Origin of the sequence: Pseudomonas gingeri, assembly GCF_013386165.1 — a bacterium.
GTDB classification, from domain to species: domain Bacteria; phylum Pseudomonadota; class Gammaproteobacteria; order Pseudomonadales; family Pseudomonadaceae; genus Aquipseudomonas; species Aquipseudomonas gingeri_C.
The window spans coordinates 442,601-456,029 of record NZ_JACAOS010000016.1 but is presented as its reverse complement, the minus strand read 5'-3'; the positions used below and the strand labels follow the sequence as shown (position 1 = coordinate 456,029).

Genomic DNA, 13,429 nt, shown 5'->3' with positions numbered 1-13,429 from the left:
CTTAACCTCGTGCCTCGACACTTGCCGCCAGGATCGCCAGCACCAATTGCTGGAAATCCAGACCGGCTGCCCGCGCCGCCATGGGGACCAGACTGTGGTCGGTCATGCCCGGTGCGGTGTTGACTTCCAGAAACCAGAACTGCCCGTCGGCGTCCTGCATCACGTCGGCCCGGCCCCAACCGGCGATACCGAGCGCCTCGCAGGCCTTGGCCGTGAGGTCCATCAATTCTTTTTCCTTGGTGCTATCGAGGCCGCAGGGAATCCGATATTGAGTATCGGAAGCCAGGTACTTGGCGTCGTAGTCGTAGAAAGAATGAGGCGTGCCGAGGGCAATCGGCGGCAGGATCTGGTCGCGCAGGGTCGCGATGGTGAACTCCGGACCTTGAATCCACTGTTCGACCAACACTTGCGAATCGTAGGCGGCGGCGGCTTTCCAGGCGGCGATCAAGTCGTCGGCACAGGTCACTTTGGCCATCCCAATACTGGAGCCTTCATGAGCAGGTTTGACGATCAAAGGGAAACCCAGTTCCGCGCCGGCTGAAATACAGTCGGCTGCGGAGCTCAACACGGCGTGACGCGGTGTCGGAATCCCCAGGCTGTGCCAGACCTGCTTGGTCCGCAGCTTGTCCATGGCCAGGGCCGAGGCGAGGATGCCGCTGCCGGTATAGGGAATCCCCAGGCATTCGAGCAAACCTTGCATGCTGCCGTCTTCACCGCCGCGACCGTGCAGGATGATAAAGGCGCGGTCGATTTTTTCATTGAGCAGGCGCTGCAGGAAATCGTCGCCCACATCGATACCGAAGGCATCGACACCGGCGCTTTGCAGCGCTTCGAGCACCGCGTTGCCGGACTTCAGCGACACCTCGCGCTCGGCGCTCTTGCCGCCGAACAGCACGGCGACGCGGCCAAAGGCTTGCGGCTCGACAGTCGAGAACAGGTTGGCGTAGGCAGCGGTCATTTCGATTTCCCCCCGCTGGCTACGGCATTGGCGAACAGCGGGCTCTTGAGCAACTGCGGAGCAAGGCCACCGATATCACCGGCGCCCTGGCAGAGCAGGATGTCACCGGGCAGCAGCAACGGCTTGACCAACGGCGCCAGCTCGACGCCACGCTCGATATAGATCGGGTCGAGCTGGCCACGCTGGCGAATGCTGCGGCACAGCTGGCGGCTGTCCGCGCCCGGAATCGGTTCTTCACCGGCCGGATAGACTTCCATCAACAGCAGGACATTGGCGTCTGCCAGCACCTGGACGAAATCGTCGTACAGGTCGCGGGTGCGGGTATAGCGGTGTGGCTGGTAGACCATCACCAGGCGGCGCTCCGGCCAACCACCCCGGACGGCCTTGATCACCGCGGCGACTTCGGTCGGGTGGTGACCGTAGTCGTCGACCAACATCACGCTGCCACCGTCCACCGGCAGCTCGCCGTAGACCTGGAAACGCCGCCCGACGCCCTGGAAGCCCGACAGGCCCTGGACGATGGCTTCATCGCTGATGCCCTCGTCGGTGGCGATGGCGATGGTTGCCAGGGAGTTGAGCACGTTGTGGTTGCCCGGCATGTTCACCGACACGTTCAGCGGCTCGCGGTCGCGGCGCAGTACGGTGAAATGGGTCTGCATGCCGGCCTGGCGGATATTGATCGCACGGACGTCGGCGTCTTCATGGACACCGTAGGTCACGGTCGGACGGGCGATCTGCGGCAGGATCTCACGCACCACCGGATCGTCCAGGCAGACCACGGCCAGACCGTAGAACGGCAGGTTATGGAGGAACTCGACGAAGGTTTTCTTCAGTTTGTTGAAGTCGCCTTCATAGGTGTCCATATGATCGGCGTCGATGTTGGTGACTACCGCGACCAACGGTTGCAAGTGCAGGAAGCTGGCGTCGCTTTCATCGGCTTCGGCGATCAGATAGCGGCTGGTGCCAAGCTGGGCATTGGTGCCCGCGGCATTCAGCCGACCACCGATGACAAAAGTCGGATCGAGGCCGCCGGCGGCGAACACCGAGGCGATCAGGCTGGTGGTGGTGGTCTTGCCGTGGGTACCGGCAACGGCAATGCCGTGGCGATAGCGCATCAGCTCGGCCAGCATCTCGGCCCGAGGCACCACGGGAATACGGCGTTCCAGGGCGGTGGCGACTTCCGGGTTGGACTTGTTCACCGCGCTCGACACCACCAGCACATCGGCTTCGGCGGCGTTCTCGGCACGGTGGCCGATAAAGATATGGGCGCCGAAAGACTCCAGGCGCTCGGTCACTGGCGATGTCTTGAGATCGGAACCGGAGACTTCATAACCCAGGTTCAGCAACACCTCGGCAATCCCGCACATGCCCACGCCACCGATACCGACGAAGTGGATACGACGGATACGACGCATTTCCGGTTGCGGCATGGCTTTCTGACTCTCAACCATGGGCCACCTCCAGGCAGATCTCGACCACGGTGCGGGTGGCATCTGGCTTGGCCAGGCGGCGAGCAGTGAGCGCCATGCTGTTCAGTCGTTCCGGTTGCATCAAAACCTCTGTCAGGCGAGCCGCCAGGTCGGCGGCGCCAGTCGTTCTTTGCGGCAGCAGGAAGGCAGCGCCCTCCCCGGCCAGATATTCGGCATTGCGGGTCTGGTGATCGTCGATCGCATGGGGCAAGGGCACCAGCAACGAAGGCAGACCGGCGGCGGCCAGTTCACTGACGGTCAAGGCGCCGGAGCGGCAGACCACCAGGTCGGCCCAGCCGTAGGCTTGGGCCATGTCTTTGATAAAGGGCGCCACTTGCGCCTCGACGCCGGCCGCCTTGTAGCGTTCGGCGGTAATTTCGTCGTGATTGCGCCCGGCCTGGTGGAACACTTCCGGGCGGTATTCGGCCGGCACTTGCGCCAGGGCTTCGGGCAACAGCTTGTTCAACGGCTCGGCACCCAGGCTGCCACCCAGGATCAGCAAGCGCGCGCGGCGTCCGGCCAGGGCCTGGCGCGGGGTTTCCAGGAACAGTTCGGTACGCACCGGATTGCCGGTGGTCCGACGTTTGCCCGAGGTGCCGAAGGTATTCGGGAAAGCTTCGCAGACCCGGGCCGCCAAGGGCACCAGCAGCCGATTGGCGGTACCCGCCACGGCGTTCTGTTCGTGAACGATCACCGGAATACCGGCCATCCGCGCAGCAACACCGCCGGGGCCGGTTACGTAACCGCCAAAGCCCAGTACACACACCGGTTTCAGTTCACGCATGACCTTGCGCGCCTGCCACAGCGCCTTGAGCAGGACAAACGGCGCCTTGAGCAGCGACAGCTTGCCCTTGCCCCGCAGGCCCGTGACCTGGATCAGGTGCAGCGGCAGACCGGCAGCGGGCACCAGCTCGTTCTCGATGCCACGGGGCGTGCCCAACCAGTGCACGTCATAGCCGCGCGCCTGGAACTCGCGCGCACAGGCCAACGCCGGGAACACGTGCCCGCCGGTACCGCCGGCCATGATCAGCACTTTAGCGTCCACGGGGCGGCTCCTCGGCGAAGTCACTTTCATCGAACTCCATCTCTTCACTGCCCAGGTGGGTTCGACTCTCCCACTCGATGCGCAGCAACAAGCCGAGACAGGCACAACAGATCACCAACGAACTGCCGCCGTAACTGAGAAACGGCAAGGTCAGGCCCTTGGTCGGCAACAGGCCGACGTTCACGCCGATATTGATCAGAAATTGACCGATCCACAGGAAGGCCAGACCGTAGGCCATATAAGCGGCAAAGAACTGCTTGGCCTTTTCCGCCCACAAGCCGATGTACATGGCCCGCACACTGACGAAGACGAACAGCGCGACGGTGCACAACGAACCGACCGCGCCCAGCTCTTCTGCAAGCACCGAGAACACGAAGTCGGTGTGGGCTTCAGGCAGGTAGAACTGTTTCTGCACGCTGTTGCCCAGGCCGACGCCCAGCCACTCGCCGCGACCGAAGGCGATCAGCGCCTGGGTCAACTGGTAGCCGGAACCGAACTGGTCGGCCCAGGGGTCGGTAAAGGTAGTCAGACGCGCCATGCGATAGGGTTGCGCCTTGATCAGCACCACCACCGCGACGACCGCGAGCAGGACCATCAGGCCAAAACGCAATAACCCGACGCCGCCGAGGAACAGCATCGCCGCCGCCGCGCCCATCATCACCACGGTGGCCCCGAAGTCCGGCTCCATGAGCAACAGGCCGGCCATCGGCAGCAGAACGATGAACGGCTTGAAGAAGCCCATCCAGCTTTCGCGGACCTCCTTCTGTCGCCGCACCAGGTAACCGGCGAGGTAGATCACCACGAAGACCTTGGCGATCTCCGAGGGCTGCACGTTGAAGAAGCTGAAGCCGATCCAGCGCATCGAACCGTTCACCTCTCGGCCGATGCCCGGTAGCAGCACCATGACCAGCAAGCCGAAGGCCCCCACCAGCATCATGAAGCCCATGCGCTGCCAGGTGGCGATCGGCACCATCATGGTGGTAATGCAGGCGCCCAGACCCAGCACCAGATAGATCAGGTGGCGAATCGTGTGGTACAGCGCGTTGCCCGACTGCACGGCGGCGACTTCCGACGACGCCGAGCTGATCATCACCAGGCCCAGGCCCAGCAGCCCCAGGCAGCCGGCCAGCATCGGAAAGTCGACGTCGATGCCATGGCCGCTGATGATCGGCGACGGATAGGGCTTGATGATGTTGAAGTTCATACCAACCCCTCCACGGCCTGAGCGAACAGGCGCCCGCGTTCTTCATAGTTCTTGAACATGTCAAAGCTCGCGCAAGCCGGCGACAGCAATACGGCGTCACCCGACTCGGCCAGCTCGGCACAGCGTTGCACCGCATCGTCCAGGCTCTGCGCGCGAATCAGCGGCACGCCATCACCGAGGGCCTCGGCGATCATCTCGGCATCGCGTCCGAGCAGAACCACCGCCCGGCAGTTGGCCGCGACAGGGCCACGCAGACCGCTGAAATCAGCGCCCTTGCCATCGCCGCCGGCCATCAGCACCAGCTTGCCGGCGATATCCGCGCCCAGGCCTTCGATGGCCGCCAGCGCCGCACCGACGTTGGTGGCCTTGGAATCGTTGTAGTAGTTCACGCCGTTCAACTCACGCACCCACTGGCAGCGGTGCTCAAGACCGGCGAAAGTCCGCAGGCTCGACAACATGGCGTCGAACGGCAGCCCGACCGCATGGCCCAGGGCCAGGGCCGCCAGGGCATTGGCCTGGTTGTGGGCACCGCGAATACGCAGTTCACTCACCGGCATCAGGTTCTGGAATTCGAAAGCCAGGTACTTCTCGCCGTTCTCTTCACGCAGGCCGAAAGCCTTGAAGTCCGGCTTGCCGAGACCGAAGGTCCAGCACGGCAGGCCTTCGCTCATCAGCGGCCGGGACAGCGCGTCCTGACGGTTGACCACCACCTGTTTGGCACCACGGAAGATCCGGTGCTTGGCCAGGTGATAAGCCGGCAGGCCGCTGTAGCGGTCCATATGGTCTTCGCTGACATTGAGCACGGTGGCCACTTCGGCACCGAGGTGATCCGTGGTTTCCAGCTGGAAGCTCGACAGTTCCATCACGTACAGCTCGACGTCGTCGCTGAGCAGATCCAGCGCCGGGGTGCCGAGGTTGCCGCCGACGGCGACGCGCTTGCCGGCCGCAGCTGCCATCTCGCCCACCAGGGTGGTGACGGTGCTTTTCGCGTTGGAACCGCTGATGGCGACAATCGGCGCCTTCGCGTTACGCGCGAACAGCTCGATATCGCCGGACAACTTCACGCCACGGGCTGCGGCGGCTTGCAGGGCCGGAGTCGCCAGGGCCAGGCCGGGGCTCACGTAGAGCTCGTCGGCACGGCAGAGGAATTCGACGTCCAGCTCGCCACAACGCACTTCCACCTGCGGGTAGTCACGACGCAGCGTGGCCAGCTCCGGTGGATTGTCCCGCGTATCGGCCACGGCAAAGGCAATGCCCCGGTTCGCCAGGAAGCGAACCAGGGACATGCCGCTCTTGCCGAGGCCGACAACGATGCGGAAGTGGTCAGAAGCGATCAGTGACACGTGCTTTACCTCAGCTTCAGAGTGGCAAGGCCGACCAGCACCAGGATCACGGTGATAATCCAGAAACGGACGATCACCCGTGGCTCGGGCCAACCCTTGAGTTCAAAGTGGTGGTGAATCGGCGCCATGCGGAACACGCGGCGGCCGGTCAACTTGAAGGAAGCGACCTGGATCACCACCGACAGGGTTTCCATCACGAACACACCGCCCATGATGAACAGGACGATTTCCTGGCGAACGATCACCGCAATGGTGCCCAGGGCCGCGCCCAGCGCCAGGGCGCCGACGTCGCCCATGAAGACCTGGGCCGGATAGGTGTTGAACCAGAGGAAACCCAGGCCGGCACCGATCAGCGCACCGCAGAACACGATCAGCTCGCCCGCGCCCGGGACATAAGGAATCAGCAGGTATTCGGCGAACTTCACGTTACCCGACAGGTAGCAGAAGATCCCCAGTGCGCCGCCGACCATCACCGTCGGCATGATCGCCAGGCCGTCGAGACCGTCGGTCAGGTTGACCGCGTTGCTCGAACCGACGATGACGAAGTAGGTCAGGACCACGAAGCCGACACCCAGCGGGATGCTGACATCCTTGAGCATCGGCACGATCAGGGTGGTTTCCACCGGGGTTTGCGCGGTCATGAACAGGAAGATCGCGGCGCCGAGGCCGAACACCGACTGCCAGAAATACTTCCAGCGGCTCGGCAGACCCCGGGAGTTCTTCTCGATCACCTTGCGATAATCGTCGACCCAGCCGACGGCGCCGAACAGCAGGGTGACCAACAGGACCACCCAGACATACCGGTTGTGCAGGTCGGCCCAGAGCAAGGTACTGATGCCGATGGCCGAAAGAATCAAGGCACCGCCCATGGTCGGCGTACCGGACTTGGACAGGTGCGATTGCGGGCCATCGTTACGCACGGATTGGCCGATCTGACGGTTCTGCAAAGTGCGGATCATCCAGGGACCCAGGCACAGCGACAAAGACAGTGCGGTCAGCACCCCGAGAATCCCGCGCAGGGTCAGGTACTGAAAGACCGCAAAGCCTTTGTGAAACTGTTGCAGGTACTCCGCTAGCAGCAGCAGCATTAATGCTTCTCTCCCTTGTGTTCGTCAGAAGCGGGCCCACACAAAGCCGCCACGATGTTTTCCATCGCAGCGCTGCGCGAACCCTTGATCAAAATGGTGGTATCAGTGTCTTGCTCGGCACCCAGCGCCTCGATCAGATCAGCCTGGGTGGCGAAATGACGGGCGTGTGGGCCAAAGGCGTTGACGGCATGAGCCATCAGTGGTCCCACCGCATACAGCGCTGAAACCTTGTCGGCGGCATAAGCGCCTACTTCACGATGTCCTTGCTCCGCCCACTCGCCCAACTCGCCAATATCTCCGAGCACCAGAACGGTGCGGCCGGAAAAGCCGGCGAGTATATCAACGGCGGCCGCGATTGAGGCAGGGTTGGCATTGTATGTATCGTCAATGACACGAATGCCATTGATTGCTAATTGCGCTACCGCACGCCCCTTGACCGGCTGCACCGCTTCCAGCCCGGCGACGATGCCCGACAGGGAAACGCCAAGGGCATGGGCGGCGGCCGCAGCGGCCAGGGCATTGGCGACGTTGTGGCCGCCCAGCAGGTTCAACTGGACCCGGGCAGTGCCCAGCGGACTGTGCAACTGAAAGCCCGGGCAGCCACGCGGGTCGCGGGAAATCTGCCCACCATGGAAGTCGGCAGCGGTATTTTCGAGGGCAAAACTCAGGACTTTTCGACCAGCGGTACGGTTTTTCCAGATGCCGAAAGCCTTGTCGTCCAGGTTGAGGACCGCGACGCCATCGGCCGGCAGCCCTTCAATGATCTCGCCCTTGGCCTCGATGATCTTCTCGGGGCCACCGAACTCGCCGACATGGGCGGTTCCGGCATTGTTCAAGATCGCGACCTGGGGCCGGGTCATGGCGACGGTATAGGCAATCTCGCCAACGCGCGAAGCCCCCAGCTCGATCACCGCGGCACTGTGTTCCGGAGCCAGTTCGAGCAGGGTCAGCGGCACACCCAGTTCATTGTTCAGGTTGCCGCGGGTGGCCAGGACCAGACCACGGGTCCGCAGGATGCTCGCGAGCAGTTCCTTGACCGTGGTCTTGCCGCTGGAGCCGGTGATGGCCGCCACCGGTTGGGTAAAGGCGGCACGGTTCAGCGCCCCCAACTGACCCAGGGCCAGGCGACAGTCGGCGACCAGCAACTGCGGCAGCTTGCTGCCGGCCACTTCACGTTCGACCAGCGCGGCAACGGCGCCTTTGGCGGCGACATCGTCGAGATAATCGTGGCCATCGAAACGCGGCCCGGTCAGCGCGACAAACAACTGGCCCGGCTGAATCGCCCGACTGTCGATACTCACGCCATTGAAGCGGGCATCGGCCGCCACCAGGCGTGCCGACAAGGCGCTGGCCACTTCGCTGAGTTTCATCGCCTCAAGCATGGGCAACCTCCCAGGCATCCAGGGCCTTGGTGGCTTCGACCAGGTCGGAGAAGTCATGGCGTTCGCCCTTGATCTCCTGATAGTCCTCATGACCTTTACCGGCCAGGACGATCACGTCATCGGCCGACGCGCCGGCAATCAGTTCGGCGATGGCCGGACCGCGACCGGCGACAAAACGGACCTTGTCCGCGGCCACGAAACCCACGCGGATATCATCGAAAATCCGCGCGGGGTCTTCGCTGCGCGGATTGTCATCGGTCACCAGCGCCACGTCAGCCAAGCGCTCGACGACTTCGGCCATCAACGGACGCTTGCCACGATCACGGTCGCCGCCGCAGCCGAACAGGCAGAGCAATTGACCTTTGGCGTGAGGACGCAGGGCCAGCAGGACTTTTTCCAGGGCATCCGGGGTGTGGGCGTAATCAACCACCACCAGGGGCCGGGTACCGCCACCCAGGCGCTGCATACGCCCGGCCGGACCTTCGAGCTGTGGCAACACGCGCAGGACTTCATCCAGCGGGTAGTTCAGGCCCAGCAAAGCGCCGACCGCCGCCAGCAGGTTGCTCAGGTTGAAGCGCCCGAGCAGCGCGCCGCGCAGATGGTGCTCGCCTTGCGGCGTGACCAGGGTGGCACGCACCCCTTCGTCGCTGAATTGAGCATCGCGGCAATAAAGGTAGGCGCTGGAATCTTCCTGGCTATAGGTGATCAGCCGCGACTCATGTTTCTCGGCCGCCAACTGGCGACCGAACTCGTCGTCGATATTGATGACCCGGCAGCTCAGGTCGGTCCAGCCGAACAGCTTGGCCTTGGCCGCGCCATAAGCTTGCATGGTGCCGTGATAATCCAGGTGATCGCGGGACAGGTTGGTCAGCACTGCCACATCAAACGCCAGCGCGGTCACCCGACCTTGATCCAGGCCGTGGGAAGACACTTCGATGGCCACGGCCTTGGCCCCGGCTTTCTTCAGATCGGCCAGGCTCGCCTGCACGGCAATCGGGTCCGGCGTCGTCAGCATGCCGCTTTGCAGTGCGCCATGAAACCCCGTACCCAGGGTGCCCAGAATGCCGCAATGCTGGCCCAGCAGATCCAGGGCCTGGGCGACCAACTGACTGACGCTGGTCTTGCCGTTGGTCCCGGTTACGCCCACCAGATTCAGGTGACGACTCGGATCGCCGTAGAACCGCCCGGCGATATCGGAAAGTTGTGCGGCCAGGCCTTTGACCGGGATCAGCGGCACGTCGGTGATCGGCAGCACGGTAGCGCCTTCGACTTCGTAGGCCACCGCCGCCGCGCCACGTTGCAAGGCGTCGGCGATATGGTTGCGACCGTCGACCTTGCCGCCCGGCACCGCCAGGAACAGGTCGCCGGCACGGACTTTACGGCTGTCGAGCGCCAGCTCGCGAATCAGCAGATCTCGACCGGCGTGGGCAAAAATCTTGTTCAGGCTCAGGGACATTAACCACGCCCTCCTTTAACCGGGGTAGGCGCGACAATGGCCTGCTGTTGTGGCGTTGTCGGCAAGTCGTCGGGGATGACGTTCATCAGCCGCAGGGTGCCGGACATGACTTTGCTGAAGACCGGCGCCGAAACCAGGCCACCGAAATAACCGGCCTTGCTCGGTTCGTCGATCACCACCACGATGGCGTAGCGCGGATCGCTCATCGGGCCGAAACCGGCGAACAGCGAACGGTAGGCGTTCTCTTCATAACCCTTGGTGCCGACCGAGGTCTTGCGCGCCGTACCGGACTTGCCGGCCACGTGATAGGCCGGCACTTTCGCACGCCAGACACCCCGCGGGGCCTCGATCACTTGCTGCAACATACCTTGCATGGTCTTGGCGACATTTTCCGGGATAACCTGGGTGCCCTCGGGAATCTTGTCGGTCTTGATCAAGGTCAGCGGCACGATCTTGCCGTTGTTGGCCAGGGCCGAGAAGGCGTGCACCAGCTGGATCGCGGTCACCGACAGGCCGTAGCCGTAGGACAGGGTCGCGGTCTCGGCCTTGCGCCACTCGCGGTAGTTCGGCAGGTTGCCGACCCGCTCACCAGGGAAGCCGAGGCCTGTGTCCTGGCCAAGGCCGACCTTCTGCATCACGCGGAAAATCGCTTCGCCGCCGATATCGAACGCGACCTTGCTCATGCCCACGTTACTGGAGTTGATCAGGATGCCGGTCAGGTCGAGCACCGGACCTTCGCTCTTGGACACGTCACGAATGGTGTACTTGCCCAACTGCAGGGTACCCGGGTAGACCTCCACCGTATCGCTGGGCTTCCAGCGGCCGGTTTCCAGGGCCGCACTCATGGAGAGTGGCTTCATGGTCGAACCCGGCTCGAACACGTCGATCATCGCGCGGTTGCGCATCATCGCCGGCTGCAGGTTGCGTCGGTTGTTCGGGTTGTAGGTCGGCTGGTTGACCATCGCCAGGATCTCGCCGGTCTTGACGTCCAGGATCACCAGGCTGCCGGCCTTGGCGCCGTTTTCCACCAGGGCGTTGCGCAGCTCGCGGTTGGCCAGGTATTGCAGGCGCAGGTCAATGGACAACGCCAAGGGCTTACCGGCCTTGGCGTTTTTGGTGACCTGGACATCCTTGATCAGCCGGCCACGCCGGTCCTTGATCACCTGTCGCTTGCCGGGTACCCCGGCCAGCCACTCGTCATAGGCCAGTTCCACCCCTTCGCGACCGTGGTCGTCAATGTCGGTAAAGCCGACCATATGGGCCGCCACTTCACCAGCAGGGTAAAACCGCCGGAACTCCTCGATGCCGTAGACGCCGGGGACCTTGAGGTCGAGCACGGCCTGACCCTGCTCCGGGGTCAGGCCGCGGACCAGGTAGATGAATTCCTTGTTGGCCTGTTGCTCCAGGCGTTCGGTCAACAGCTTCGGGTCTTGCCCAAGGGCGATGGCCAGCGCCGGCCAGCGATCCTTGGCCAGTTGCATTTCCTTGGCGTTGGCCCACAGCGTGGTCACCGGGGTACTGACGGCCAGGGGCTCGCCATTACGGTCGGTGATCAGGCCACGGTGCGCCGGAATCGGGATATGCCGCATGCTGCGCGCATCGCCCTGGCCGATCAGGAACGCCCGGTCGATGACCTGCAGGTCGACGATCTTCCAGCTGATATAGCCGACCATGATCGCCAGCGCGCCAAGGACCACGCGGAAGCGCCAGGGATAAAGTGCGCCTTCGAGTTTCATCATGGCGCCACCATCCTGACTTCAGATGGGCTGGGGATGCGCATTTTCAGTTGTTCGGTGGCCAGGGTTTCGATCCGGCTGTGGGCGGTCCAGGTGCTCTGCTCGAGGATCAGACGACCCCATTCGGCCTGGGCCTTGTCGCGCACACTCAGCTCGTTATAGAGCGAGTTGAGCAACTGGCGATTCCAGTGCGCGCTGTAGGCCACGCCGATGGCGGAGACCAGCACGGCGATAAACAGCAGGAACATGAAAAAGCTTCCGCCTGGAAGTGGCTTGGCGTAGAGCTTGCTCACCGCAACTTCTCCGCGACGCGCATCACGGCGCTGCGCGCACGTGGGTTGGCCTTGAGCTCGGCTTCGGAGGCGAACTGGGCCTTGCCGTGCACTTTGATCCGCGGTTCGAAAGCCTGGTGGCGAACCGGCAGGTTACGCGGCAGGTTGTCGCTTTCGCCCTTGACCAGGCGGCGCATGAACAGTTTGACGATGCGATCTTCCAGCGAATGGAAACTGATCACCACCAGGCGGCCGCCGACTTCCAGGGCGTCGAGCGCCGCTTCAAGGCCGGTTTCCAGATCGCCCAGTTCATTGTTGACGTGGATGCGCAGGCCCTGGAACGCACGGGTCGCCGGGTTCTTGCCCTTTTCCCAGGCCGGGTTGGCAACCTTGAGCACTTCAGCCAGGTCGGCGGTGCGCTCGAAGGGCTTGATGACACGACGCTCGACCACGGCCCGGGCCATGCGCCCGGAGAAACGCTCTTCGCCGTACTCCTTGAAGACCCGGGCAATTTCTTCCGCCGGCGCGCTGGCGATGAACTCGGCGGCACTGACGCCACGGGACGGGTCCATGCGCATGTCCAACGGACCGTCGTTCATGAAACTGAAGCCACGCTCTGGATCGTCGAGCTGCGGCGAAGACACGCCCAGGTCGAGCAGGATGCCCTGGACCTTGCCGGCCATGTCGCGCTCGACGATTTCCGAACCGAGCTCGGCAAAGCTGCGCTGTACAACGACAAAGCGGCCGTCTTCGGCCGCTAGCGCTTGCCCGGTGGCAATCGCCTGAGGATCCTTGTCGAACCCGAGGAGTCGGCCACCCGGCCCAAGCTTGCTGAGAATCAGCCGGCTATGCCCGCCACGGCCGAAGGTGCCATCCAGATAGCAGCCATCAGGGCGTACGGCGAGAGCCTCGACGGCTTCGTCAAGCAGTACGGTGATGTGGTTAAAGCCGCTATCAATAGTCACAGGATCAGATCACGCAGTTCATCAGGCATCGCGCCCGGTTGTTGAATAGCCGCCAGGTCCGCTGCCGATACAGCGTTCCAGGCGTCCTCGTCCCACAGTTGAAACTTGTTCAGTTGGCCCACCAGCATCGCGCGCTTGTCCAGCTTCGCGTACTCGCGCAGGCGCGGCGGCACCAGGAAACGGCCGCTGCCGTCGAGCTCGAGGTCGACGGCATTACCAATCAGCAAGCGCTGCAGACGGCGGTTCTCTTCCCGCAACGACGGCAACGCACGCAGCTTGGTTTCAATCAGTTCCCACTCATCGAGGGGATACACACACAAACAGGGGTCCACGGCATCAATGGTCACGATCAGTTGGCCGGAACTACGCGAATCGAGCTCGTCACGGTACCGGCTCGGCATAGCGAGACGGCCCTTTGCATCGAGACTGATGGCGTTGGCTCCACGAAACACAGCTGCGTTTCTCCAAATATTAGCGTTTTACGTCAAAAAAACCCACTTCATGCCACTTT

At 63.2% G+C, this 13,429-nt stretch carries 12 protein-coding genes; all 12 read right to left on the bottom strand.

What is annotated here, in order from left to right:
* Position 1 precedes the first annotated feature (1 nt).
* The 12 genes from HX866_RS18410 to mraZ are packed head-to-tail and all read right to left on the bottom strand — an operon-like array spanning position 2 to position 13,370.
* The gene (locus HX866_RS18410; RefSeq protein ID WP_177103599.1) at positions 2-958 is read right to left on the bottom strand and encodes a D-alanine--D-alanine ligase; all 957 of its coding nucleotides are present in this window, start codon (positions 956-958) and stop codon (positions 2-4) included.
* Positions 955-2,409, bottom strand: a complete 1,455-nt coding sequence (murC, locus tag HX866_RS18405) for a UDP-N-acetylmuramate--L-alanine ligase (protein ID WP_177096258.1) — start codon at positions 2,407-2,409, stop codon at positions 955-957. Before murC ends, HX866_RS18410 begins: the two co-directional genes overlap by 4 nt.
* Positions 2,402-3,472 carry an undecaprenyldiphospho-muramoylpentapeptide beta-N-acetylglucosaminyltransferase gene (murG, locus tag HX866_RS18400; RefSeq protein WP_177140204.1) on the bottom strand — a complete coding sequence of 357 codons (1,071 nt, stop codon included), beginning with the start codon at positions 3,470-3,472 and terminating at the stop codon, positions 2,402-2,404. Before murG ends, murC begins: the two co-directional genes overlap by 8 nt.
* Positions 3,462-4,676: a putative lipid II flippase FtsW gene (ftsW, locus tag HX866_RS18395; RefSeq protein WP_177096254.1), complete on the bottom strand. Its 1,215-nt coding sequence runs from the start codon at positions 4,674-4,676 to the stop codon at positions 3,462-3,464. Before ftsW ends, murG begins: the two co-directional genes overlap by 11 nt.
* Positions 4,673-6,019 carry a UDP-N-acetylmuramoyl-L-alanine--D-glutamate ligase gene (murD, locus tag HX866_RS18390; protein WP_177140203.1) on the bottom strand — a complete coding sequence of 449 codons (1,347 nt, stop codon included), beginning with the start codon at positions 6,017-6,019 and terminating at the stop codon, positions 4,673-4,675. Before murD ends, ftsW begins: the two co-directional genes overlap by 4 nt.
* A 5-nt stretch (positions 6,020-6,024) precedes the next feature.
* Positions 6,025-7,107, bottom strand: coding sequence for a phospho-N-acetylmuramoyl-pentapeptide-transferase (gene mraY / locus HX866_RS18385; RefSeq protein WP_121134642.1), 1,083 nt, complete (start codon positions 7,105-7,107; stop codon positions 6,025-6,027).
* Positions 7,107-8,489 carry a UDP-N-acetylmuramoyl-tripeptide--D-alanyl-D-alanine ligase gene (locus HX866_RS18380; RefSeq protein WP_177140202.1) on the bottom strand — a complete coding sequence of 461 codons (1,383 nt, stop codon included), beginning with the start codon at positions 8,487-8,489 and terminating at the stop codon, positions 7,107-7,109. Before HX866_RS18380 ends, mraY begins: the two co-directional genes overlap by 1 nt.
* The gene (locus HX866_RS18375) at positions 8,482-9,945 is read right to left on the bottom strand and encodes a UDP-N-acetylmuramoyl-L-alanyl-D-glutamate--2,6-diaminopimelate ligase (RefSeq protein ID WP_177140201.1); all 1,464 of its coding nucleotides are present in this window, start codon (positions 9,943-9,945) and stop codon (positions 8,482-8,484) included. The genes HX866_RS18380 and HX866_RS18375 overlap by 8 nt, the downstream gene beginning before the upstream one ends.
* Positions 9,945-11,681 carry a peptidoglycan D,D-transpeptidase FtsI family protein gene (locus HX866_RS18370; protein WP_177096948.1) on the bottom strand — a complete coding sequence of 579 codons (1,737 nt, stop codon included), beginning with the start codon at positions 11,679-11,681 and terminating at the stop codon, positions 9,945-9,947. Before HX866_RS18370 ends, HX866_RS18375 begins: the two co-directional genes overlap by 1 nt.
* Positions 11,681-11,974, bottom strand: a complete 294-nt coding sequence (gene ftsL, locus HX866_RS18365; protein WP_040070760.1) for a cell division protein FtsL — start codon at positions 11,972-11,974, stop codon at positions 11,681-11,683. Before ftsL ends, HX866_RS18370 begins: the two co-directional genes overlap by 1 nt.
* On the bottom strand, positions 11,971-12,918 hold the full coding sequence (gene rsmH / locus HX866_RS18360) for a 16S rRNA (cytosine(1402)-N(4))-methyltransferase RsmH (RefSeq protein ID WP_371318734.1): 948 nt from the start codon (positions 12,916-12,918) through the stop codon (positions 11,971-11,973). Before rsmH ends, ftsL begins: the two co-directional genes overlap by 4 nt.
* Positions 12,915-13,370, bottom strand: a complete 456-nt coding sequence (gene mraZ / locus HX866_RS18355; protein ID WP_026013246.1) for a division/cell wall cluster transcriptional repressor MraZ — start codon at positions 13,368-13,370, stop codon at positions 12,915-12,917. Before mraZ ends, rsmH begins: the two co-directional genes overlap by 4 nt.
* Positions 13,371-13,429: the final 59 nt, after the last annotated feature.

Excerpts from the sequence above, each read along its gene's own strand:
- mraY (WP_121134642.1), bottom strand. The coding sequence starts at position 7,107 with ATGCTGCTGCTGCTAGCGGAGTACCTGCAACAGTTTCACAAAGGCTTT.
- HX866_RS18375 (WP_177140201.1), bottom strand. The coding sequence starts at position 9,945 with ATGTCCCTGAGCCTGAACAAGATTTTTGCCCACGCCGGTCGAGATCTG.
- HX866_RS18370 (WP_177096948.1), bottom strand. The coding sequence starts at position 11,681 with ATGAAACTCGAAGGCGCACTTTATCCCTGGCGCTTCCGCGTGGTCCTT.
- murC (WP_177096258.1), bottom strand. The coding sequence starts at position 2,409 with ATGGTTGAGAGTCAGAAAGCCATGCCGCAACCGGAAATGCGTCGTATC.
- HX866_RS18380 (WP_177140202.1), bottom strand. The coding sequence starts at position 8,489 with ATGCTTGAGGCGATGAAACTCAGCGAAGTGGCCAGCGCCTTGTCGGCA.
- HX866_RS18410 (WP_177103599.1), bottom strand. The coding sequence starts at position 958 with ATGACCGCTGCCTACGCCAACCTGTTCTCGACTGTCGAGCCGCAAGCC.
- ftsW (WP_177096254.1), bottom strand. The coding sequence starts at position 4,676 with ATGAACTTCAACATCATCAAGCCCTATCCGTCGCCGATCATCAGCGGC.